Origin of the sequence: Sphingomonas sp. S2-65 (assembly GCF_021513175.1) — a bacterium.
GTDB lineage: Bacteria > Pseudomonadota > Alphaproteobacteria > Sphingomonadales > Sphingomonadaceae > Sphingomonas.
Window position 1 is genome coordinate 1891490 of sequence record NZ_CP090953.1, and the last position, 21312, is coordinate 1912801.

Sequence of the window (21312 nt, forward strand, 5' to 3'; positions counted from 1 at the left end):
CCGCCGCCACCCGCGGGCGCGCGCCGCCAGATCAGATCAAGGCGACTCCAGCCGCGGCGAACCGCTCCTCCGCCTCGCTGACCGTCGTTCCGCCGCCGGCGAGCGGCATTCCGATTGCCCGTGTGTGGTCTTTCAGCACGACGGCCTCAAAGCCTTCCCGGACGGCGTCGAGCGCGGACCAGGCGACGCAAAAGTCATAGGCGAGACCGACGAACACGCACCGGGTCACGCGCTTGTCGCGCAGAAAGCCTGCCAGCCCGGTTCGCGTCGTCTTGTCGTTTTCGAAGAAGGCAGAATAGGAATCGACGTCCGGATTATAGCCTTTGCGGACGATCAGGGCGGCTCGCCGGATCGTTTCCCCGATGTCGGCGTGGAAAGCTGCGCCCGGGGATCCCTGAATACAATGGTCGGGCCAGAGCACTTGCTCGCCATAGGGGAGTCGTATCGTATCGAAGGGCCGCGAACTCGGGTGGCTGCTGGCGAAGGAGGAATGGCCCGCCGGATGCCAGTCCTGGGTGACGACAATAGTCGGGAAGTTCGCGGCAAGCGCGTTGATGCCGGGCATGATCGCGTCACCCCCGCCGACGGCCAGCGTTCCTCCCGGGCAGAAGTCGTTCTGCGGATCGATGACGATCAGGGCGTCACCAGAACGAATCGAAAATGCGCCGTCCTTCACTGAATGCCTCCTGCTCGATCCGGAAACGACAGAGCGGCGTACCGGTTGCCGGCCGCTTGGCACGGCGCTCGCTGCGGCACGACACTCGCGAACCGCCGCGCGACTTCACGCACTCGCGATGCCGTTCCTCCCTTGGGCTCAACGAAAAAGGGCCCGGCGTTGCCGCCAGGCCCTCGATCTTGTCGTTCTAGCTCGGCCTAGCTGCCGGGCTGCAGGTTCACAGCCGCATGCTTGCCGCGGCGATCGACTTCGAGTTCGAACTCGAGACGGTCGCCCTCGTTCAGCGTCGGCATGCCTGCACGCTCGACTGCCGAGATGTGCACGAACGCGTCCGGCTGGCCATCGTCGCGCTGAATGAAGCCGAAGCCCTTCATCGCGTTGAAGAACTTGACGGTGCCGCTCGCGCGCTCACCGGTCAGCTGACGCTGCGGGCCACCACGGCTCGCGCCGCCGGCTGCGTCGCCGCGCGGTGCCGCGCCGCCGCCGCCATTGTCGTCGACGGGCATAGGCTCGCCGTCGATCTTGAGCTCGGTTGCCGAAATGCGGCCGCCGCGATCGACCAGCGTGAAGCCCAGGGGCTGACCCTCGGCAAGACCGGTCAGGCCAGCCTGCTCGACTGCCGAGATGTGCACGAACACATCCTCAGCACCGTCGTCACGAACGACGAAGCCGAAGCCCTTCTGGGCGTTGAAGAACTTGACCACGCCGGTCGCTTCGCCAACGACCTGGGGGGGCATGCCGCCACCGCCGCCGCCACCACGGCCGCCGCCGAAGCCGCCACCACCGCCGCCGCGATTGCCGCCGCCGAAGCCGCCGCCACCACCGCCGCCGCGATAACCGCCGCCGCCGCCGCCGCCGCTGAAGCCGCCGCCACCGCCGCCGAAGCCGCCACGGTCACCGCCGCCAAAGCCGCCGCCACCGCCGCCGAAGCCGCCGCGATCACCGCCGCCAAAGCTGCTGCCGCCGCCGAAGCTGCTGTCGTCGCTGCCGAAACCGTCGCGCTTGTCCCTGCCGCGTCCGCCGCGATCCCCACGGCGCCCTCTATCGAAACTCATGCCCTGCTCGTCTTCCCGGTTCGCCCATATCAAAATCAAAACCGAGCGTCGGACGAATAACGCAGGTCTTCGCGGCCTGACAAAGTACCGCCAAGGGTCGTCATAGCTCAAGTCCAGCCATGGTGCGAACAAAATTCGACTTGATTGCGGCAATTGCGCCATTGCCGAGGCAAACAGGCTAGTGAATGGCCTGGTTTACGGCGTTCCGGGCTTGCGATCACGGCCGCTGCCGGGCCGATCCGGCGCCCGCTTGGGCGAAACTGCCGGCACCGATTCGCGGGATCATGCCGTGACGGCCCGATGGAATATCCATGGCCGCGATTCGCCGCCATTGAGGTACGGCGCCAACCCGCCTATGCGCGCGGCATGGCTGTGCATTTCCATGAAGAAGACCTGCCCGAAGGCGTGTTCGCGCCGGGCGCCTCGATCGCCGTCGACACCGAGACCATGGGCCTGGTGACCATGCGCGACCGGCTGTGCGTCGTGCAGCTGTCGGACGGATCGGGCGACGAGCATCTGGTGCGGTTCGGGCCGCGCTCGAGCTACGACGCCCCCAACCTGCGCGAGGTGCTTGCGGACCCCGACCGGCTGAAGCTCTATCATTTCGCGCGCTTCGATCTGGCGGCGATCCGCTTCTATCTGGGCGTCACCGCAGGGCCGGTCTATTGCACCAAGACCGCGTCGCGGCTGGTGCGGACCTATACCGACCGCCACGGATTGAAGGAGTTGGTGCGGGAGCTGCTGGGTCAGGAAGTGTCCAAGCAGCAGCAGTCGTCCGACTGGGGCGGTCCCGTACTCTCCGAAGCGCAAAAGGATTATGCCGCGTCCGACGTTCGCTTTCTTCATGCGATGAAGGCGGAACTCGACACCCGTCTCGAGCGTGAAGGACGCATGCCGCTCGCCCAAGCCTGTTTCGACTTCCTGCCCTGGCGTGCCGAGCTCGACCTGGCGGGCTGGCCGGAGGTAGATATCTTCGCGCATGTCTGAGGGTGCCGCTCGTCTTCCATCGCGCAAGCGCGGCTGGGCGCATCCCGGCAGCCGCCATGATCGCATGGTTCGGCTGTTGCTGATCGCGTTGCCGATCGGCATCGGCGTGCTGAGCGCGTTCCTGGTGGTGGCGCCGCTGATGATGGGCGGCGAGATGAGCTTCCTGCTCGACAAGAACCGAGTCGATGTCGCCAAGGAACGGCTTCGCATCGAACGCGCGGAATATCGCGGCGACGATGCCAAGGGACAGGCTTTCCATCTTCATGCCGGGTCGGCGATCCAGCAAAGCTCGTCCGAGCCGGTGGTGCAGCTGAACGACTTGCAGGCCGAGATCCGCCTGCCCGAAGGCCCGGCATCGCTTGTCGCCCCGAGCGGGCGGTACGACCTGAACACCGAGCAGGTGGCAGTCGACGGGCCGATTCGCTTCCAGACGTCGGACGGCTATGTCCTGAACACCCAGAATGCCACGGTGGACCTCAAGAGCCGCACCTTGCAAAGCGGCGGCGCGGTGCGCGGCAACACGCCGATGGGCGTGTTCAGCGGAAACAAGCTGAGCGCGGACCTGGAACGCCGTACCGTGTCGCTGGATGGCAATGCGCGCTTGCGGATATTCCCCAACCGCGCAAATAGGCGCTGATGACCCGCGCTCTCGCCTTGCTTTCGATCGGAGCCCCGCTGGCGCTTGCCGCGTCCAGCGTCGCCGTTGCGCAGTCGCGCCACAATTCCGCGGCACCGATCGACTTCGGGGCGAACCACATCGAACTGCAGGACCGCGCCAACCGGGTGCTGCTGACCGGCGCGGTGCGCATCACCCAGGCGGAGATGGCGCTGACCGCCGCGCGCGTGACGGTGAGCTATACCGGGCAGATCACCAACGGCTCCCCGTCGGTGTCGCGCCTGGATGCCGCGGGCGGCGTCACCGTGACGCGCCCGCAGCAGAGCGCCACCTCGCAATATGCGATCTACGATCTCAACCGCCGCGTCATCACGATGATCGGCAACGTGACGCTGCGGCAGAACGGCAACAACGTCACCGGTGGACGGCTCTCGATTGACCTGGACACCGGCCGCGCGACCATCGACGGATCGGGCGTGGGCGGCGCCGCGACACCGGGCCAGCCGGGCGTCCAGAGCAGCGGCGGCCGCGTCACCGGCCGGTTCTCGGTGCCGCAGCGGTCCACTCCCGCGCCGCAGCGATGATCGAGGTTTAACCACGGCCTGACGCACTGCCCCCTTTCCTTCCGGGCGATTGTTCTTCAGGCTCCCGGCCGGCGCATCGAACGACGACGGCGTTGAGGAAAGCGACCAAGGACCTTTCATGAACGAAGTCGCCAAGATCGAGCCTTCCGTAGCGGATCCGGCGTCGGTTCCCGGACAGGGCCTGGCGGTCATCTCGATCGCGAAGTCCTATGACAAGCGGGTGGTGCTGACCGACGTGTCGGTATCGGTCGGCCGCGGCGAAGTGATCGGGCTGCTGGGGCCGAACGGTGCCGGCAAGACGACCTGCTTCTACTCGGTGATGGGGCTGGTGAAGCCCGATTCGGGCCGCATCATGCTGGATGGCGAGGATATCACCCGGCTGCCGATGTACCGGCGCGCGGTGCTGGGGCTGGGCTATCTGCCCCAGGAGACATCGATCTTCCGCGGCCTCAACGTCGAGCAGAACATCATGGCGGTGCTCGAGCTGAGCGGGCGAAGCAAGGACGAGCGGCAGGCCCGGCTTGACCAGCTGCTCGACGAGTTCGGGCTGACTCGGCTGCGCACCTCGCCCTCGATGGCGCTGTCGGGCGGTGAGCGGCGCCGCGCAGAGATCGCCCGCGCGCTGGCCGCCGATCCGACGATCATGCTGCTCGACGAGCCGTTCGCGGGCATCGATCCGATCTCGATCTCCGACATTCGCGACTTGATCTGCGAGCTCAAGAACCGTGGCATCGGCGTGCTGATCACCGACCACAATGTCCGCGAGACGCTGGACATCGTCGATCGCGGCTACATCATCTATGACGGCCGGGTGCTGTTCGCCGGCTCCCCCGACGATCTCGTCAAGGACGAGAATGTCCGCCGCCTGTACCTCGGCGAGAGCTTCGAGCTCTAGAACATCATGAGCCTCGCGCCTCGCCTCGACCTGCGGCAGTCGCAATCGCTGGTGATGACGCCGCAGCTCCAGCAGGCGATCAAGCTGCTGACGCTGTCCAATCTGGAAGTCGAAGCCTTCATCGCCGAGGAGCTGGAGAAGAACCCGCTGCTCGATGCGCAGGCGGGGGGCGAGGAAGCGCCGGACGCGGCGCCGTCCGAAGACACCGGCGAGTGGGATTTGCCGCGCGACGGGCCTGCAGACGCCAGCGAACTGCTGAACGGCGGCGGCGAAGCGCTGGGCGAGGCGGCGCTCGACGTCGACCTTGGCGCCGAAACCTTCCACCACGACTCGGCGGCGGACAGCATGGGTGGCCTGGACGGCGGCCTGGGCCTGAACGGCAGCGCCGGCGGCGTATCGGAAGATGGCCCCGACTTCGACAACATGGCCGCCGGAGCGATGAGCCTGGCCGATCACCTGCTGGCGCAGGCCGGAACGAGCGTGGCGGGACCGGACCTGTTCATCGCCACGCAGATCATCGACCAGATCGACGAGTGCGGATATCTCCAGGGCTCGCTGCTCGAGCTCGCCACGCGGCTGGAAATCCCGCTCGCCCGCGCCGAACAGGTCCTGTCGGTCATCCACACCTTCGATCCCACCGGGGTCGGCGCGCGCAGCCTTTCCGAATGTCTTGCGCTCCAGGCGAAGGAGGCCGACCGCTACGATCCGTGCATGGCGCGGCTGATCGACAATCTCGAGCTGGTCGCCCGCGGCGAGATGGCCCGCCTCAAGCGGATCTGCGACGTGGACGACGAAGACCTGGGCGACATGATCCGCGAGTTGCGCAGCTATGATCCCAAGCCCGGGTGCCGCTATGGCGGCGAGCCCAGCACGTCGGTGACGCCCGATGTGTTCGTCGCGCGCCGTGGAAGCGGCTGGGTGGTGGAGCTGAACAACGCGACCCTGCCCCGGCTGCTGGTCAACCGCAGCTACCATGCCGAAGTCTCGGCCGGGGCACAGGACAAAGCGGGCAAGGCCTGGCTGACCGACTGCCTGGCCAGTGCCAACTGGCTTATCAAGGCGCTCGACCAGCGCCAGCGCACGATCGTGAAGGTCGCGACTGAGATCGTGAAGCAGCAGGAAGGGTTCTTCCTGCGCGGCGTCGCGCATCTTCGCCCGCTGACACTGCGGCAGGTGGCCGAGGCGATTGAGATGCATGAATCGACCGTCAGCCGCGTTACGTCGAACAAATATCTGAGCTGCGCGCGCGGACTGTTCGAGCTGAAATACTTCTTCACCAGCGGCATCGCCGCGGCAGACGGCGGAGATGCGGTGTCCGCCGAGGCCGTGAAGAGCGCGATCCGGGCATTGATCACCGCGGAGGACCCGAAAAAGATCCTTTCCGATGACACGCTGGTCGAGTTGCTGAACGGCAAGGGCTTCGACATCGCCCGGCGCACGGTGGCCAAGTACCGGGAATCGCTGGGGATCGGCAGCTCGGTGCAACGGCGCCGGCAAAAGGCGCTCGCTGGAGCTTCGTGATTACCCAATTTGATCTATAATAGGAATGTGAGCGCAAACTTCTCCTTCCATGTAGAGCCCGAGCGTGACCTGGTCCGCATCACCATGGGCGGTCTGTTTGGCCCCGACGACATTGCGGGGTTTCTCCAGGCCCGCCATGACGCACATGCCAAGCTGACCTGCCCCCGGAATGCGCATCTGACCCTGACCGATCTTCGCGAGATGAAGATCCAGCCGCAGGAGATGGTCACTGCCTTTCAGGGCGTGCTCGGCGCACCCGAATACCGGTCGCGGCGGCTGGCCTTCGTGATCGGCCGCACGCTGGCGCGCAGTCAGCTGTTGCGGGCGCTCTCGGGACGCGGCGCCTATTGCTTCGACACGTTCCTAGAAGCCGAGACCTGGCTGTTCAGCCCTGGGGACGAAGCGCCGGAGCACGTCGCGAGCTGATCGCCGCGCGGAAGTTTAGAAAAGTTCAGGCCCAGCGCGATGCGCACCCCATGGCGGTCGGCGAAGAGCTGCAGCCATGCTGGGGACCGCGCGAGCCAAGCAGGCCAAATCCTACCTTGCAACAGCCCAGGGAGCGGTGGCCTCAGTCGTCCTCGTCCTCGAAGCCGACCAGATCCAGCGCGCGCGCCTTGATCTGACGCATGCGGCACCAATGGACCAGCGCATCCTCGCGGCCATGGGTGACCCAGACTTCCTTGGGTTCGATTTCCTGGATGGTGTGGGTCAGCTCGTCCCAATCGGCGTGATCGGACAGGATCAGCGGCAGTTCGATATTCCGCTGCACCGCACGCTGGCGGACGCGCATCCAGCCCGATGCCATCGCCGTGATCGGGTCGGGCAGCCGACGCGACCAGCGATCGTTGAGCGCGCCCGGGGGCGACAGGATGATGCGGCCCTGAAGCTCGGCCTTGGTCGCGCTGGTCGCGGGGCGCAGCTCGCCCAGGTCCACGCCATGTTCGACATACAGGTCGCACAGCCGCTGAAGCGCGCCGTGGATGTAGATCGGGTCGTCGAACCCCATCACCCGCAGCTCGCGGATCACGCGTTGCGCCTTGCCCAGCGCATAGGCGCCGACCAGGATGCAGCGGGTCGGCTCGGCCCGTAGCGCCGTCAGCAGCTTGTCGAGTTCGTCATGCGTCTCAGGGTGGCGGAACACCGGCAGGCCGAAGGTCGCCTCGGTGATGAAGATGTCGCACGGCACGGGCTGGAACGGCTCGCAGGTGGGATCCTCGCGGCGCTTGTAGTCGCCCGATACCACCACGCGTTCGCCGGCATGTTCGAGCACGATCTGCGAGGAGCCGAGCACATGCCCCGCCGGCACGAAGCTGATGTCGACTTCTCCCATCCGGACCACTTCGCCATAGTCGCAGGGCCGGCCGTTCTGCCCGCCATAGCGGCAGTCCATGATCGCCAGCGTGCCGGGCGTCGCCCAGACTTCGCCGTGTCCGCCGCGCGCGTGATCCGCATGACCATGCGTCACCAGCGCGCGCGCGACCGGCTGCGAGGGGTCGATCCACGCATCCGCCACGGGAATGTAGATGCCGCTCGGATGCGGTTCGATCCAGCTGCCCAATGCCATTGGGACTATATGGTCCTGGCGCCCTGCGGTTCCAATTGGATCGAAACCACGCCTGGCTTCGTTGAGGAGCGGAACTGACGCCGGAGAGGTACAACCATGGATCTGTCGAACATCCAAGGCGTGATGGTGATCGTGGGTCCCATCCTGCTGGCCATCGCCATCGTCTGGGCGATGCTGCACAACCGCGGATCGCGCAAGGACATCGCCCATACCGAGGCGGCGACCCGCGAGATGTACGACCAGCAGGATCGCGAGGACAAAGCGCGGCAGAATGGCGGCGTCGCCTGACGCCGAATTCTAGGCCCTTGCGTCGCTCGCGGGATCGCGCCACCGCTTTCGCGTGAACGATCCCATCGTCGCACTTCCCGAACCCCTGAAGGGCTGGTTTGCCGCGCGTGGCTGGACGCCGCGTCGGCACCAGCTGGAAATGGCCGCCGCCGCGCGGGCCGACCGCCATGCGCTGCTGGTGGCGCCGACTGGCGCGGGCAAGACGCTGGCTGGGTTCCTGCCCACACTGATCGATCTGGTCGAGCAGCCGCGCGAGGGGCTGCACACGCTATATATCTCGCCGCTTAAGGCGCTGGCGGTCGACGTGCAGCGCAACCTGCTGACACCGATCGACGAGATGGGCCTGCCGATCCGTGTGGAGACCCGCAGCGGCGATACCCCGCACGACCGCAAGGTGCGCCAGCGTGCGCGGCCGCCGCAGATCCTGCTCACCACGCCGGAGTCGCTCAGCCTGTTGCTGTCCTATGAGGACAGCCTGACCATGTTCAGCGACCTGAAGACCGTGGTGATCGACGAGGTCCACGCCTTCGCCACCGGCAAGCGCGGCGACCTGTTGTCGCTGGCGCTGGCGCGGTTGCAGCGGCTGGCGCCCGGGCTGCGGCGCGTGGCGCTGTCGGCGACGGTGCGTGATCCCGACGGCTATCGTGCGTGGCTGGCGCCGCATGGCGACATCGACACCGTCACGCTGGTGCAGGGCGACAAGGGTGCCGACCCGAACATCGCCATCCTGCTTCCCGAAGGGCGCGTACCCTGGGCGGGGCATTCGGGCATCTATGCGATCCCGCAAGTGATGGCCGAGATCGAGACGCACAAGACGACCATCGTCTTTTGCAACACGCGCGGCTTGGCCGAACTCGTCTTCCAGCAATTGTGGAAGCACAACGAGCTGAAGCTGCCGATCGGCGTGCACCATGGCAGCCTGAGCCTCGAGGCGCGGCGCAAGGCCGAAGAGGCCATGGCCGAGGGGAGGCTGCGCGCGCTGGTGGCGACGGCGAGCCTGGATCTGGGCGTGGACTGGGGCGATGTCGATTGCGTGATCCAGATGGGGGCCCCCAAGGGATCGTCGCGGTTGCTGCAGCGGATCGGGCGCGCCAACCACCGGCTGGACGAGCCGTCCGAAGCGGTGCTGATCCCGGGCAACCGCTTCGAGTATCTGGAGGCGCGCGCGGCGCTGGACGCGGTCGAGGAAGGCGATCTAGACGTCGACATCTTTCGCGCCGGGGCGCTCGACGTGCTGGCGCAGCATGTGATGGGATGCGCCTGCGCGGCGCCATTCTCCGCCCCGCAGATGCTGGACGAGGTACGCGCCGCCCTGCCCTATTCGGCGCTGGACGGCGACGTGTTCGACCGCGTGCTGCGCTTCATCGCCGATGGCGGCTATTCGCTGAAGGCCTATGACCGGTTCAAGCGGCTGACCCTGGGCCAGGACGGCATGTGGCGGGTCACAAAGCCCGGTTTTGTTGCGCAGCATCGGCTGAACGCCGGGATCATCGTCGAGGCGCCAATGCTGGAAGTGCGCTTCAAGAACGGGCGGCGGCTGGGCAAAGTCGAGGAGGCGTTCGGCACCCAATTGGCGCCGGGCGACACCTTTTTCTTTGCCGGACTCGCGCTGGAGGTCGAGCGGGTCGAGCTTACCGACCTGATCGTGCGGGCGACGTCGAAGCAGGCGCGGTTCGTGTCCTATATGGGTGCGCGGCTGGCGATCACCTCGACGCTGGCCGACCGGGTGCGCGCGTTCCTGCACGACCAGAGCCAGTGGGCGCGCTTTCCGGCCGACGTGCGCGAGTGGCTGGAGGTGCAGCTGCGCCGCTCGGTGCTGCCCGCGCCGGGACAGCTGCTGGTCGAGACCTTTCCGCACGAGGGGCGGCACCACATGGTCGCCTATAGCTTCGAAGGGTGGAACGCGCACCAGTCGCTGGGCATGCTGCTCACCCGGCGGATGGAGGCGATGGGGCTGAGGCCGCTGGGGTTCGTCGCCAACGACTATGCGCTGGCGGTCTATGGGCTGGAGAAGATCACCGACCCGGCGGCGCTGTTCTCGCCCGACATCCTCGAGCATGAGTTCGTCGACTGGGTGCAGCAATCGGCGCTGCTCAAGCGCGCTTTTCGCGAAGTAGCGATCATCGGCGGACTGGTCGAACGCCAGATTCCGGGCAAGAAGAAGACCGGGCGGCAGGTCACCTTTTCCACCGACCTGATCTATGACGTGCTGCGCAAATACGAGCCCGACCATCTGTTGCTGCGCGCGGCGTGGGACGATGCGCGGGCGCGGATGACCGATGTCGGCCGGCTCGCGCGGTTGCTGGACGGCGCGGCCGAACAGATGCTGCACGTCGATCTGGATCGGGTGAGCCCGATGGCAGTGCCGGTGCTGATCATGATCGGGCGCGAAAAGGTGGTGCAGGGGTCGGGCGAGGAAGCGCTGTGGGCCGAGGCGGAGGCGGCGATCGCCGCGGAGGCGATGCGCGTCGACTGAGGCTTCGCAGCCGCATTGTTGCGCAGCATGGACAGGCGTACGCTCGGGCCATGGCGCGAGTCCTTCGTCCCCTCTTGCTGGTTTTCGTGGCGGCCGCGAGCACTGCCTGGGGCCAGGACGTGCCGGTCGCGGAACCGTCGCCCGAGGCCGTCCTGCTGGCGCTGGAGACGGCCGATGCGCGGCTGACGGTGCCGGTGGCGGTGGGGGAGCGCGGCCCGTACAACTTCATCATCGATACCGGCGCCGAACGATCGGTGGTGTCGCGCGAGCTGGCGCGGATATTGCGGCTGGAGCCCGGCAAGCCGGTATCGCTCACGTCAATGACCGGCACCGAACGGGTGGACACGGTGATCGTGCCCGACCTGACGATCCGGACGATCGGCAGGCCGCACCGCGTGATCGCCCCTGCGCTGTTCGCCCGGCATCTGGGCGCGGCCGGGCTGTTGGGAATCGACACGCTGCGCGACCATCAGGTCTCGATCGATTTCGAGCGCAACGTGATGGCGGTGCAGCCGAGCAGCAAGCGCGCCAAACGCCAGCGGCGTGGTCCGGACGAGATCGTGGTGACTGCCAAGAGCCTGTTCGGGCAGTTGATCGTCACCGACGCCTTTTACGGCTCGACACGGATCCGCGTGGTGCTGGACACCGGATCGGCCGTTACGATCGGCAATGAAGCGCTCCGCCGCCGCATCGGCCGGCGCGCAGCCGCCGCGCAGCCGATCTCGCTGACCAGCGTCACCGGCGACACCACCTACGCGGCCTATACCATGATCCCCAACATCAGCGTCGGGCGGGTCCAGTTCGGATCGCTGCCGGTCGCGTTCGCCGACGTCGCGCCCTTCCACCGGTTCGGGCTGGCCGAGCATCCTGCGCTGCTGCTCGGGATGGATGCGCTGCGCAGCTTTCGCCGCGTCGATATCGACTTCGCCAATCGGCAGGTGCGGTTCGTGATGCCAAAGGACACCGCGCGACCGGGCGCGCGGTGGAGCTGGGCCGGGCAGCAGGATTGGCGACCGCGTTGACATGAGGGGCAATGCTTGATTGGCTGGGGCATGACTGTCTTGTCCCGCGCTTCGCTCTCCCGACTGCCCGCCACCATCGTCCGCCCTGGGCATGAGGCGGGAGGGATTTCCACGGGCATCGTGCATTTCGGGCCGGGCGCCTTTCACCGCGCGCACCAGGCGCACTATGTCGACCGCGTGCTCGATCAGGACCCGCGATGGGGCATTGCTGCGGTTTCGCTGCGCAGCGGAAGCACTACCGACGCGCTCAAGCGGCAGGACGGTCTGTACACGCTGGCGGTGATAGATCGGGAACCGAGCATGCGGGTGGTGGCGGCACATTCGGAGGCGATCGGCCCGGGCGAGGGCGCTCGGCTGCGGGCGCTGCTGGCGAACCCGGCGGTGCGGATCGCGACCAGCACCGTGACCGAGAAGGGGTATTGCCTGGGCAGCGACGGCACGCTGGACTTTGCGCATCCCGACATCGTCCACGATCTGAACGCGCCTGCCGAGCCGGCGAGCGTGATCGGCTGGATCGTGGCGGGGCTCCGCGACCGGCGCGCGGCCGGGGTCGCGCCGTTCGCGATGCTTTGCTGCGACAACATGACCGGCAACGGCGGCAAGCTGCGCGCCGCGTGCGCCGCCCTGGCGCGCGAGCAGGACCCGGAGCTGGCCGAATGGATCGAGGCGGAGGTGGCGTTTCCCGACTCGATGGTCGATTCGATCACTCCGGCGAGCGACGCGGCGTTCCTCGGCAAGGTGCAGGCGGCGCTGGGGGTGGACGACGCGGCTGCTGTGCAGCGGGAAAGCTTCACCCAATGGGTGCTGCAGCGCTTCGACTTGACCGATGGCCCGGACCTGGCGGCGGCGGGGGTAACGCTGACTGGCGACGTACGCGGCTATGAGCAGGCCAAGCTGCGCATCCTGAATGGCGCGCATTCCAGCCTTGCCTATATCGGGTTGGCGCTGGGGCACGAGACGGTGTTCGAAGCGGTGTCCGATCCGGCGCTGGGCGCGTTCGTCGGGCGCCTGATGCACCAGGACATCGCGGCATCGCTGAAGCCGGTCGAGGGGCTCGACGTCGCGGGCTATGCCGATGCGGTGCTGGCGCGGTTCCGCAATCCCGAGATCCGCCACTTGCTGTCGCAGATCGCCTGGGATGGATCACAGAAACTGCCCTATCGACTGCTCGACACCGTTGCGGAGGCGCTGGCGGCGGGTCGGAGCGTCGAGCGGCTGGCGGTGCCGGTGGCGGCGTGGATGGCATTCGTGCGGCGCAAGGCGCTGGCCGGGGAGACGATCACCGATCCGCTCGCAGGGGCGCTGGCAGGGGCAGCTGGAGGCGAGACGCCGGTGGCGGCGCTGCTGGGGATGCGGCAGGTGTTTTCGGCGCGCGTGGCGGAGGATGCGCGGTTCCGGGAGGCGGTGGCTGGAGCGTTTGCGGGATTCGAGCGGGGTGCGGTCGCCGGGCTGCTCGCGCGCTGATTTCTATTCCTCCCCCGCTCCGCGAGGGAGGAATTCAGGACAAAGGTATCGGTTCGCCGTCTTGCAGCACGTGGGTGCAGAGCTGGGCTTGCGGAGTGTCGCCCGCTTCCAGCGCGGCAACGGTGACCCAGCCTCGCTGGCGAAGCGCCGCCCCGACCGCGACAGGCGTGCCGTGCGGCAGGAACAGGCGGGTGCGCTCGGCGGTGCCGAGGCCGGCGTCGAGCACCGGATCGGCGTAGAGCGAGAAGCCGACGGCGGGTTCCTCGCGGCCCTTGCCATGGACGACGGTGTACGTGCCGCCGCGGCCGATCTCGCTGCGCAACCCCTGCGCGAACAGCGAGAAGCCGAGCCAGCTCTGATATTCGAAGCCGTGGCGTTCGGTGGGATCGAGCGTGAGCGCGACCTTGCCGTCCAGGCTGGCGGCGATCTGCGACAGCCCTTCAAGGCGGCTGGCGAGCGCGTTGCCGGCGTCGATGCTGCGAAGTTTGGCCATCGCGCCGTCGAACGGACCGGCTGCCTCGATCAGCGGCAGATAGCGGCGGTCGATCGCGGCGACGCCAGCGGCGTCCTTGGCATCGAGCCGGTCGCGCAGGACTTCGAGCGTGGCGGGGTCGAGGTGCCCGGCGGCGAGGGTGTCGACCAGGTCCGGGAGGGTGAAGTCGAGGGCAAGGCCGTTGAGGCCGGCGGCGTGCAGCGATTCGATGGCGACCTGGACGATCTCCGTCGCGGCGGCGACCGAGTCGAGGCCGATCAATTCGCAGCCGATCTGGCGCATCGCGCGCTGGGGATCGAGTTCGGAGCCGCTGAGCCGCAGCACCTGGCCCGCATAGCACAGGCGCACCGGCCGCGGATGGTGGCCCATTCGGGTGGCGGCGATGCGGCCGACCTGCGCGGTGAGGTCCGGGCGAATGGCGAGGGTGCGCTGCGACACCGGGTCGATGAAGCGCACCGCGTCGCGGACGCCACCGGCCTTCAGGCGGGTCGCCAGCTCGTCGGCAAACTCGGCGAGCGGTGGATCAACCTGTTCATAGCCATAGAGGCGCGCATGGCCGAGCACGCGCGCCTCCAGGCGGGCCGCCGCGTCGGCGGCGGGTGGCAGACGGTCGTGAAATCCTTCGGGCAGCAATCCGGTCATGACGCTGCCCGCTAACGGATTCAGAAGTTGAGCGCCATGGCGGTCTTCACGCCGGGCAGCGCGCGGACCTTGGCGATCAGATCGCCCGAGACCTGATCGTCGAGCGACAACAACAGCACCGCCTCGCCACCAGCTTGGCGACGGCCAAGGTGGAAGGTGCCGATGTTCACGCCCGCCTCGCCCAGCGTGGTGCCCAGGCGGCCGATAAAGCCGGGCGCGTCCTCGTTGACGATGTAGAGCATCGGGCCCGCTAGATCGGCTTCGACCTTGATGCCGAACAGCTCGACCAGACGCGGCGCTTGGTTGCCGAACAAAGTGCCCGCAACCGAGCGGTCGCCGGCCTGGGTGCCGACGGTGACGCGGACGAGGGTGTGGTAATCACCCTCGCGCTCGTGGCGCACTTCGCGCACGTCGAGGCCGCGTTCCTTGGCGAGGAACGGTGCGTTGACCATGTTCACCGTGTCGGAATGGACGCGCATCAGCCCGGCCAGCACCGCGCCGGTGATCGGCTTCTGGTTGAGCTCGGCGGCGGCGCCTTCGACTTCGATGGCAATATTCGACAGCTCGCTGGTGGCGAGCTGGCCGACCAGGCTGCCGAGCTTTTCCGACAGCGCCATGTACGGCTTGAGGCGCGGCGCTTCCTCGGCCGACAGGCTGGGCATGTTGAGCGCGTTGGTAACGCCGCCGGAGACGAGATAGTCGGCCATCTGCTCGGCGACCTGGATCGCGACATTGACCTGGGCCTCGCTGGTCGAGGCACCCAGGTGCGGCGTCGAGATGAAGTTCGGGGTACCGAACAGCGGCGATTCCTTGGCCGGCTCGGTCACGAACACATCGAGCGCGGCGCCGCCGACATGGCCGGAGTCGAGGCATTCCTTGAGCGCGGCTTCGTCGATCAGCCCGCCGCGCGCGCAGTTGATGATGCGCACGCCCTTCTTGGTCTTGGCGAGATTTTCGCGGCTGAGGATGTTGCGGGTCTGGTCGGTCAGCGGCGTGTGCAGCGTGATGAAATCGGCGCGCAGCAACAGATCGTCTAGGCTCATCTTCTCGACGCCCATTTCGATCGCACGCTCAGGCGTCAGGAAGGGATCATAGGCGATCACCTTCATCTTGAGGCCCAGCGCGCGGTCGGCGACGATCGAGCCGATATTGCCGGCGCCGATCAGCCCGAGCGTCTTGCCGGTGACTTCGACGCCCATGAAGCGGTTCTTTTCCCACTTGCCGGCCTGGGTGGACTTGTCCGCCTCGGGCAGATCACGGGCGAGCGCGAACATCAATGCGATGGCGTGCTCGGCGGTGGTGATGGAGTTGCCGAACGGGGTGTTCATCACGACCACGCCCTTTGCCGAGGCGGCGGGGATATCGACATTGTCGACGCCGATGCCGGCGCGGCCGACGACCTTGAGGTTGGTCGCGTGCTCGAGGATGTCCTTGGTGACCTTGGTCGAGCTGCGGATCGCCAGGCCGTCATATTGGCCGATGATCGCCTTCAGCTCGTCGGGGGTCTTGCCCGTGATCTCGTCAACCTCGACGCCGCGCTCGCGGAAGATCTGCGCGGCCTTGGGATCCATTTTGTCGCTGATGAGGACTTTTGGCATGGTTCTTCTACCTTCTGCTCCCTCTCCCGCTTGCGGGAGAGGGTCGGGGTGAGGGTGTCTTTTCGCGGCTGTGTTGCGTGTGGGGAGGGACTCACCCTCACCCAGCCCTCTCCCGCAGGCGGGAGAGGGCTTTTTAGATCAGGCCGCCTTGGCGGTCGCGTAGGCCCAGTCGAGCCAGAGGCCGAGCGCCTCGATATCGGCGGTGTCGACCGTGGCGCCGCACCAGATGCGCAGGCCGGCCGGCGCGTCGCGGTAGCCGGCGACGTCGTAGGCGGCGTCTTCCTTCTCTAGCAGCGAGGCTAACTTCTTGATGAAGTCGGCGTCGGCCCCTTCCACCGTCAGGCAGACGCTGGTGGTCGAGCGGATCGCCTCGTCGGCGGCGAGATTGCCCAGCCAGTCACGCTCGGCGACGAGCTTCTGGAGCGCGGCGGCGTTATCGTCCGAGCGGGCGATCAGGCCCTTTGGTCCGAGGCTCTTCGCCCACTCCAGCGACCAGATCGCGTCTTCGACGGCGAGCATCGAGGGCGTGTTGATCGTCTCGCCCTTGAACACGCCCTCGGCGAGCTTGCCCTTGGAGACCAGGCGGAACACCTTGGGCAGCGGCCAGGCGGGGGTGTAGCTTTCGAGGCGTTCGACCGCGCGCGGGCCGAGGATCAGGACGCCATGACCACCCTCGCCGCCCAGCACCTTTTGCCAGGAGAAGGTGGCGACATCGATCTTGTCCCAGGGGAGATCATAGGCGAACACCGCGCTGGTCGCGTCGGCGAAGCTCAGGCCTTCGCGATCGTCGGGGATCCAGTCGCCGTTCGGCACGCGCACGCCGCTGGTGGTACCGTTCCAGGTGAACAGCACATCGTTGGACCAATCGACCTGGCTGAGGTCGGGGATCTGGCCATAGTCGGCGCGCAGCACGGTCGGGTCGAGCTTCAATTGCTTGACGGCATCGGTGACCCAGCCCTCACCGAAGCTCTCCCACGCTAGCGTGGTGACCGGGCGCGCACCCAGCATCGTCCACATCGCCATTTCGAACGCGCCAGTGTCGGAGCCGGGGACGATGCCGATGCGGTGGGTATCGGGGAGCTGCAGCATCTCGCGCATCAGGTTGATGCAATATTGCAGGCGGGTCTTGCCGAGCTTCGAGCGATGCGAACGGCCGAGCACGTCGGTCGCGAGCTTGGCGGCATCCCAGCCTGGAGGCTTGGCGCAGGGGCCGGAGGAGAAATAAGGGCGCGCCGGCTTGGTAGCGGGCTTCGAGGACGCAGCTGTGGCGTCGGAAACAATAGTATCAGTCATGTAGTCTCTCCTTGCAGAGAGCACGCGCGGCGTTGGGACCGCGTGGCCCGTCGACGGCCCTAGCGACTTTCGGAGATAGGTCAATCCGATTGCGGTCCCGCGGGTCCGCCAGGTTGGCGTGGAGCCTCAGCCCGACGCCGCGAAACACCTCGCGAGCTGTTCCACCACCGGCTTGTACTGCGCGGCGAGGGCCTTGGGGTAGACCAGGTCGAAGATGATGAATTGATCGTCCCGAAGGATCGTCTTGCCGTAAAAGAGCTTCGATCCTCCATCCTCGCCCGAGGAGACGGCCCAGTTTCGGCGCACTAGCCGATAGCGAACACTGCCCTTGCTGCCGGCGCGATCGGATGCGAGTTCCGCGGCGGTCTTCGAAAGCGAGGCCTGCTCGGCATTGTTGCGCCCGAACACCGTCAGCGTGGCGGAGTCGGCGGCGACGAAGACGCGGCCGTCGCCATTGGGTGCCTCGGGTTGGGGGAGCAGCAGGTTGGCCGGATAACAAATGCGGTAGCCGAACCGGACATTCACATAGGTCCGCCAGGTGTAAGCCGCTGGAGCAGGAGCCGCTTCGGCGCTGATCAGGAACAGGCTGGTCGCCGCGATCAACGCCTCAAGCATGTGCCCATTCCCATCATTACAGCCCTGCTGCTTCGAACAGCCGCCTCCTAGTCTCCACCGGGCCGGTAGCCAAGCGGCGGCGAAGCAACTCAGCGCCTGGGCTGTTCCGGCGGCCAGCGAGTCAGCAGACCCCGGTCGGTCATCCAGTCGGTGATGCGCGGCGGCCAGTTGCGCAGCGACAGCATCGGCGTGGTCTCGCCGAAGTTGAAGGCGTGGCCACCGGCTGCATACATATGGAGCTCGGACGAGGCCCCCGCGGCACGATAGGCAGTGAGCAGATCCAGGATCGGCTGCGAGCAACAGGCATCGTCGTTGGTCGCGACCATCAGCAGCGGCGGCGAGTTGGCGGTGATCTTTTCCTCGCGGTGCAGCGGCCCGGGGAAGACGAGCACGCCGAAGTCGGGACGGGCCGAAAGCTTGTCGATGGCGTCGCCACGGCCGGGGGCTGCGACGGGAGCGCTGAGCAAGGTCACCCGGGCAAGCTCGCCGCCGGCCGAAAAGCCGATCACGCCGATGCGCCTGGTATCGAGCTTCCATTCGGCGGCACGGGCGCGGATCGTGCGGACCGCGCGCTCGGCATCCTGGCGGGCATTGTCGAAGCTGTACGGCGAGTCCTTGCCGCGGAAGAGGCGGTAGCGCAGCACGAAGGCGGCGACGCCGCGCTCGTTGAACCAGCGCGCGACGTCATTGCCTTCGCTGTTGATGACGAGGAATTCGTGCGCGCCGCCGGGCATGATCAGCACCGCCGCGCCAGTCTCGCGGCCCGGGCGCGCCGGGTAATAGGTGATGCTGGGGTCGTTGACCGGCTTGAGCCAATAGGATTCGGCCTGTTCGGGGATCGCCTTGCGCGATTCGAATCCCGGCGCGCCGTTCGCCCACAGCGCGATCCGCTGCGGAGTGGCCGGCGGATCCTGCGCGAGAGCAGGGGACGCGAACAGGACGAACGCCCAGGCGAGCGCGGCAAGCAGCTTGGTCATGGCACCTCTCCGTGCGGCGCCGTACGTTGCCGGCGACCGTTGCGAGGATGGTATCGCTAACAGGAGCCAAGTCAAACAGGCGCGGTTCAGCTGCGCCGTGCTAAGGGGCCGACATGCACCTGGTTAGATGGTCCGCCGTGCTCGCCCCTGCCCTGCTTGCCGCCTGCGTATTCGGGGGCGGGCGTGATGCGCCGAAGCGGCCGCCGACGGCGCGGCCGCGCGGTTCGGCGCCGATCACGCTCAACCGCCCGACGCCGAGGGAGACGCAGCAATGCTTCACCGACCTGTCGCGCGAGGAGATCCGGTTCAGCCCGCTTCCCGACCGCGACTTCGGCGGCGGGTGCCAGGTGCTGGGTGCGGTGCAGCTGCTCGACGTCGGCGTGCCGATCACCGGTATCAAGTCGATGCGCTGCCCGCTGGCGCGCAGTTTCATCGGCTGGATCCGTTTCGCGGTGGCCCCGGCGGCCAAGCAGATACTGGGCAGCGAGCTGGTGCGGGTCGAAAGCTTCGGCACCTATTCGTGCCGGGCGATCGTCGGCGGCGCGTCCAACCGGTTGTCGGAGCATGGCCTGGGCAATGCCGTGGATATCGGCGGCTTCGTGCTGGCCGATGGCCGCAAAGTGCGAGTCGAGGGGGGATGGCGGTCGGAAGACGAGCGGGTGCGCGACTTCTTCGCGGTGATCCACCGATCGGCGTGCAAGCGGTTCAAGACGGTGCTCAGCCCGGATTACAACGCCGCGCACTACAACCACCTCCACCTCGACATGGGACGCGGGCCGTTCTGCGCCTGATCTGGATGTTTGCAGCGCGCCCGGGTTGGTCGTAAGCGGATATAAATGAACGATACACGCGTACCGAGCCGGGTCTTTCGCCCCGCTCAAGAAGAAGCCGGCACCGCCAACACCGGCAGCGGCACCCCCCAGACCGAGCATCCCGCCTATCGGCTCGCCTTTCAGGACATGGATTTCCTGCTGCGCGAAGACCTGCGACCGGTGCGGTTCCAGCTGGAGCTGCTCAAGCCGCAGCTGATCCTGGACGCGGCGAACATCGCCTCGACCTTCGTGATGTACGGGTCGGCGCGGATTCCCGAGCCGAGCAAGGCGCAGGGACTGCTCGAGCTTGCCGACACGCCCGAGCAGAAGATCGTCGCCGAGCGGCTGATCGCGAAGTCCAAATATTACGACGTGGCGCGCGAACTGGCGCAGCTGGTCAGCAACTTCCCGCTCGACGAGGCCGGCAAGCGGCACTTCGTGGTGTGTTCGGGCGGCGGACCCTCGATCATGGAGGCGGCGAATCGCGGCGCGCAGGATGTCGGCGCCGAATCGGTGGGCCTCAACATCGTGCTGCCGCACGAGCAGGCGCCGAACCCGTATGTGACGCCGGGCCTGTCGATGCAGTTCCACTATTTCGCGCTGCGTAAGATGCACTTCCTGCTGCACGCCCGCGCGGTGGCGGTGTTCCCCGGCGGCTTCGGCACGTTCGATGAAAGCTTCGAGCTGCTTACGCTGATCCAGACCGGCAAGATCGACCCGATCCCGGTGCTGTTCTACGGCAAGGAGTTCTGGCAGCGCGTCGTGAACTTCGAGGCGCTGTGCGAGGAAGGCGTGATCGGCCCGCGCGACCTGAACCTGTTCCACTTCGTCGAGACGGCGGAAGAGGGCTGGGAGATCGTCCAGGATTTCTGGCAGGCCAAGAACGCGGGCTGAGCCGGACGCCCGCGCCTTTTCTCCTCCCTCGCCGCTGCGAGGGAGGAGTTCAGATCACTTGTTGCTCTTCGGGAGCCCGGCCTTTTCCTCGGCCTGGATCTGGTTCTGCTTGCTCTGCTCGGGCGTACCCTGTCCCGGCGTGGCCTGGTTCGATACCGTCGCGGTGTCGGCGCCCTCGGCGACATTGGCCTGGGCTTCGTTGTCGGCCGGTGCCTCGCCCGCCGCGGGTGCCGCCGGGAGCGGCAGGTTGGAACCCTGGCTGTTCAGATAGGCGATGACGTTGGCGCGATCCTGCGGATTGGCAAGGCCGGCGAAGGTCATCTTGGTGCCCGGTGCGTATTTGCGCGGGCTCGTGAGCCATGCGTCGAGCGCGTCGAAGGTCCAGTTGCCCGGAACCGCCTTCAGCGCATCCGAATAGGCGAAGCCGGGAACATGGCCGTGCGGCTTGCCGACCGCGGCGTACAGGTTCGGGCCAATGCCCGATGGGCCGCCCTGATTGATCGTGTGGCAGGCGGTACACTGCTTGAACACGTCGGCGCCCTTGGCGGGATCGGCCTTGGCGAGACGCGTCGCGATCGGCTCGACGGCGGCGGCGCCAGCCTCGCCCGCATCCTCGACGCCTTCGATGGCATAGCCCATCTTTTCGGGGCGTTCGGAATGGAAGGCCATGCCGCTGACGATCGTAAGGCCGAGCGCCGCGATGCCGCCAGCCAGAGCCCAACCCGCAATCGTATTGAACCGATCGTCCATCGCATGCCCCTGAAGAATAGTCGTTCTGCCCTTTAAGACGCGGTTTTGTCCGCCGCAAGCACGGGTTGCCGTCGAGCGCGGTCACCGCTA

At 67.1% G+C, this 21312-nt stretch carries 21 protein-coding genes; 12 read left to right on the forward strand and 9 right to left on the reverse strand.

Features of this window, described 5'->3' with window-relative positions; all coding sequences use genetic code 11:
- Positions 1 to 31: 31 nt before the first annotated feature.
- Complete coding sequence (gene pncA / locus LZ586_RS08955) at positions 32 to 676, reverse strand: bifunctional nicotinamidase/pyrazinamidase (RefSeq protein WP_235079676.1); 645 nt, start codon at positions 674 to 676, stop codon at positions 32 to 34.
- 197 nt (positions 677 to 873) lie between these two features.
- Positions 874 to 1731, reverse strand: a complete 858-nt coding sequence (locus LZ586_RS18230) for a cold-shock protein (protein WP_319938053.1) — start codon at positions 1729 to 1731, stop codon at positions 874 to 876.
- A 366-nt stretch (positions 1732 to 2097) separates the two neighbouring features.
- Between LZ586_RS18230 and LZ586_RS08970 the strand changes: the two genes are divergently transcribed.
- The 6 genes from LZ586_RS08970 (at position 2098) to LZ586_RS08995 (ending at position 6760) form a co-directional block, all read left to right on the forward strand.
- Positions 2098 to 2718, forward strand: a complete 621-nt coding sequence (locus LZ586_RS08970; protein ID WP_235079677.1) for a ribonuclease D — start codon at positions 2098 to 2100, stop codon at positions 2716 to 2718.
- Complete coding sequence (lptC, locus tag LZ586_RS08975) at positions 2711 to 3355, forward strand: LPS export ABC transporter periplasmic protein LptC (protein WP_235079678.1); 645 nt, start codon at positions 2711 to 2713, stop codon at positions 3353 to 3355. Before LZ586_RS08970 ends, lptC begins: the two co-directional genes overlap by 8 nt.
- Positions 3355 to 3918 carry an LptA/OstA family protein gene (locus tag LZ586_RS08980; protein WP_235079680.1) on the forward strand — a complete coding sequence of 188 codons (564 nt, stop codon included), beginning with the start codon at positions 3355 to 3357 and terminating at the stop codon, positions 3916 to 3918. Before lptC ends, LZ586_RS08980 begins: the two co-directional genes overlap by 1 nt.
- Positions 3919 to 4036: 118 nt before the next feature.
- Positions 4037 to 4813 (forward strand): LPS export ABC transporter ATP-binding protein, encoded by a 777-nt coding sequence (gene lptB, locus LZ586_RS08985; RefSeq protein WP_235079681.1) that lies wholly within the window; start codon positions 4037 to 4039, stop codon positions 4811 to 4813.
- Positions 4814 to 4819: 6 nt separating this feature from the next.
- Positions 4820 to 6334: an RNA polymerase factor sigma-54 gene (gene rpoN / locus LZ586_RS08990; RefSeq protein WP_235079682.1), complete on the forward strand. Its 1515-nt coding sequence runs from the start codon at positions 4820 to 4822 to the stop codon at positions 6332 to 6334.
- A 27-nt stretch (positions 6335 to 6361) separates the two neighbouring features.
- Complete coding sequence (locus tag LZ586_RS08995) at positions 6362 to 6760, forward strand: hypothetical protein (RefSeq protein WP_235079683.1); 399 nt, start codon at positions 6362 to 6364, stop codon at positions 6758 to 6760.
- Positions 6761 to 6902: 142 nt separating this feature from the next.
- Here the strand turns inward: LZ586_RS08995 and LZ586_RS09000 are convergent, their stop codons facing one another.
- Complete coding sequence (locus LZ586_RS09000; RefSeq protein WP_235079684.1) at positions 6903 to 7898, reverse strand: ligase-associated DNA damage response exonuclease; 996 nt, start codon at positions 7896 to 7898, stop codon at positions 6903 to 6905.
- 96 nt (positions 7899 to 7994) lie between these two features.
- On the opposite strand from LZ586_RS09000, the gene LZ586_RS09005 reads away from it, so the two are divergent.
- From LZ586_RS09005 to LZ586_RS09020, 4 genes are all read left to right on the forward strand, one after another.
- Positions 7995 to 8186, forward strand: coding sequence for a hypothetical protein (locus LZ586_RS09005; RefSeq protein WP_235075973.1), 192 nt, complete (start codon positions 7995 to 7997; stop codon positions 8184 to 8186).
- Positions 8187 to 8271: 85 nt separating this feature from the next.
- Complete coding sequence (locus LZ586_RS09010; protein WP_413777332.1) at positions 8272 to 10662, forward strand: ligase-associated DNA damage response DEXH box helicase; 2391 nt, start codon at positions 8272 to 8274, stop codon at positions 10660 to 10662.
- A 50-nt stretch (positions 10663 to 10712) separates the two neighbouring features.
- Positions 10713 to 11684, forward strand: a complete 972-nt coding sequence (locus tag LZ586_RS09015; RefSeq protein ID WP_235075974.1) for a retropepsin-like aspartic protease — start codon at positions 10713 to 10715, stop codon at positions 11682 to 11684.
- A 30-nt stretch (positions 11685 to 11714) separates the two neighbouring features.
- Entirely contained in the window at positions 11715 to 13148 is a 1434-nt protein-coding gene (locus LZ586_RS09020; RefSeq protein WP_235075975.1) for a mannitol dehydrogenase family protein, read from the forward strand.
- A gap of 34 nt (positions 13149 to 13182) precedes the next feature.
- Here the strand turns inward: LZ586_RS09020 and LZ586_RS09025 are convergent, their stop codons facing one another.
- From LZ586_RS09025 to LZ586_RS09045, 5 genes are all read right to left on the reverse strand, one after another.
- Positions 13183 to 14283, reverse strand: a complete 1101-nt coding sequence (locus tag LZ586_RS09025) for an ATP phosphoribosyltransferase regulatory subunit (protein ID WP_235075976.1) — start codon at positions 14281 to 14283, stop codon at positions 13183 to 13185.
- Positions 14284 to 14303: 20 nt separating this feature from the next.
- Positions 14304 to 15881, reverse strand: coding sequence for a phosphoglycerate dehydrogenase (serA, locus tag LZ586_RS09030; RefSeq protein WP_235075977.1), 1578 nt, complete (start codon positions 15879 to 15881; stop codon positions 14304 to 14306).
- Positions 15882 to 16019: 138 nt separating this feature from the next.
- Positions 16020 to 17174 (reverse strand): phosphoserine transaminase, encoded by a 1155-nt coding sequence (locus LZ586_RS09035; protein WP_235075978.1) that lies wholly within the window; start codon positions 17172 to 17174, stop codon positions 16020 to 16022.
- Between the two features lie 126 nt (positions 17175 to 17300).
- A complete protein-coding gene (locus tag LZ586_RS09040) occupies positions 17301 to 17789 on the reverse strand; it encodes a hypothetical protein (protein ID WP_235075979.1) in 489 nt (162 codons plus the stop codon).
- A gap of 89 nt (positions 17790 to 17878) precedes the next feature.
- On the reverse strand, positions 17879 to 18766 hold the full coding sequence (locus tag LZ586_RS09045) for an alpha/beta hydrolase (protein WP_235075980.1): 888 nt from the start codon (positions 18764 to 18766) through the stop codon (positions 17879 to 17881).
- Positions 18767 to 18879: 113 nt separating this feature from the next.
- On the opposite strand from LZ586_RS09045, the gene LZ586_RS09050 reads away from it, so the two are divergent.
- A complete protein-coding gene (locus LZ586_RS09050) occupies positions 18880 to 19557 on the forward strand; it encodes an extensin family protein (RefSeq protein WP_235075981.1) in 678 nt (225 codons plus the stop codon).
- A 45-nt stretch (positions 19558 to 19602) separates the two neighbouring features.
- The gene (locus LZ586_RS09055; RefSeq protein ID WP_235075982.1) at positions 19603 to 20472 is read left to right on the forward strand and encodes an LOG family protein; all 870 of its coding nucleotides are present in this window, start codon (positions 19603 to 19605) and stop codon (positions 20470 to 20472) included.
- A 54-nt stretch (positions 20473 to 20526) separates the two neighbouring features.
- On the opposite strand, the gene LZ586_RS09060 is transcribed toward LZ586_RS09055, so the two are convergent.
- Positions 20527 to 21222 carry a c-type cytochrome gene (locus LZ586_RS09060; RefSeq protein ID WP_235075983.1) on the reverse strand — a complete coding sequence of 232 codons (696 nt, stop codon included), beginning with the start codon at positions 21220 to 21222 and terminating at the stop codon, positions 20527 to 20529.
- Between the last annotated feature and the right edge of the window lie 90 nt (positions 21223 to 21312).

Bases quoted from the DNA above. Each gene is read 5' to 3' on its own strand.
- lptB (WP_235079681.1), top strand. From the start codon at position 4,037: ATGAACGAAGTCGCCAAGATCGAGCCTTCCGTAGCGGATCCGGCGTCG.
- lptC (WP_235079678.1), top strand. From the start codon at position 2,711: ATGTCTGAGGGTGCCGCTCGTCTTCCATCGCGCAAGCGCGGCTGGGCG.
- LZ586_RS09035 (WP_235075978.1), bottom strand. From the start codon at position 17,174: ATGACTGATACTATTGTTTCCGACGCCACAGCTGCGTCCTCGAAGCCC.
- LZ586_RS09045 (WP_235075980.1), bottom strand. From the start codon at position 18,766: ATGACCAAGCTGCTTGCCGCGCTCGCCTGGGCGTTCGTCCTGTTCGCG.
- LZ586_RS09005 (WP_235075973.1), top strand. From the start codon at position 7,995: ATGGATCTGTCGAACATCCAAGGCGTGATGGTGATCGTGGGTCCCATC.
- LZ586_RS09000 (WP_235079684.1), bottom strand. From the start codon at position 7,898: ATGGCATTGGGCAGCTGGATCGAACCGCATCCGAGCGGCATCTACATT.
- LZ586_RS09060 (WP_235075983.1), bottom strand. From the start codon at position 21,222: ATGGACGATCGGTTCAATACGATTGCGGGTTGGGCTCTGGCTGGCGGC.
- LZ586_RS09040 (WP_235075979.1), bottom strand. From the start codon at position 17,789: ATGCTTGAGGCGTTGATCGCGGCGACCAGCCTGTTCCTGATCAGCGCC.
- LZ586_RS09055 (WP_235075982.1), top strand. From the start codon at position 19,603: ATGAACGATACACGCGTACCGAGCCGGGTCTTTCGCCCCGCTCAAGAA.
- serA (WP_235075977.1), bottom strand. From the start codon at position 15,881: ATGCCAAAAGTCCTCATCAGCGACAAAATGGATCCCAAGGCCGCGCAG.
- LZ586_RS08980 (WP_235079680.1), top strand. From the start codon at position 3,355: ATGACCCGCGCTCTCGCCTTGCTTTCGATCGGAGCCCCGCTGGCGCTT.
- LZ586_RS09015 (WP_235075974.1), top strand. From the start codon at position 10,713: ATGGCGCGAGTCCTTCGTCCCCTCTTGCTGGTTTTCGTGGCGGCCGCG.
- LZ586_RS09025 (WP_235075976.1), bottom strand. From the start codon at position 14,283: ATGACCGGATTGCTGCCCGAAGGATTTCACGACCGTCTGCCACCCGCC.
- LZ586_RS18230 (WP_319938053.1), bottom strand. From the start codon at position 1,731: ATGAGTTTCGATAGAGGGCGCCGTGGGGATCGCGGCGGACGCGGCAGG.
- rpoN (WP_235079682.1), top strand. From the start codon at position 4,820: ATGAGCCTCGCGCCTCGCCTCGACCTGCGGCAGTCGCAATCGCTGGTG.
- LZ586_RS08970 (WP_235079677.1), top strand. From the start codon at position 2,098: ATGGCTGTGCATTTCCATGAAGAAGACCTGCCCGAAGGCGTGTTCGCG.
- LZ586_RS09050 (WP_235075981.1), top strand. From the start codon at position 18,880: ATGCACCTGGTTAGATGGTCCGCCGTGCTCGCCCCTGCCCTGCTTGCC.
- LZ586_RS09020 (WP_235075975.1), top strand. From the start codon at position 11,715: ATGACTGTCTTGTCCCGCGCTTCGCTCTCCCGACTGCCCGCCACCATC.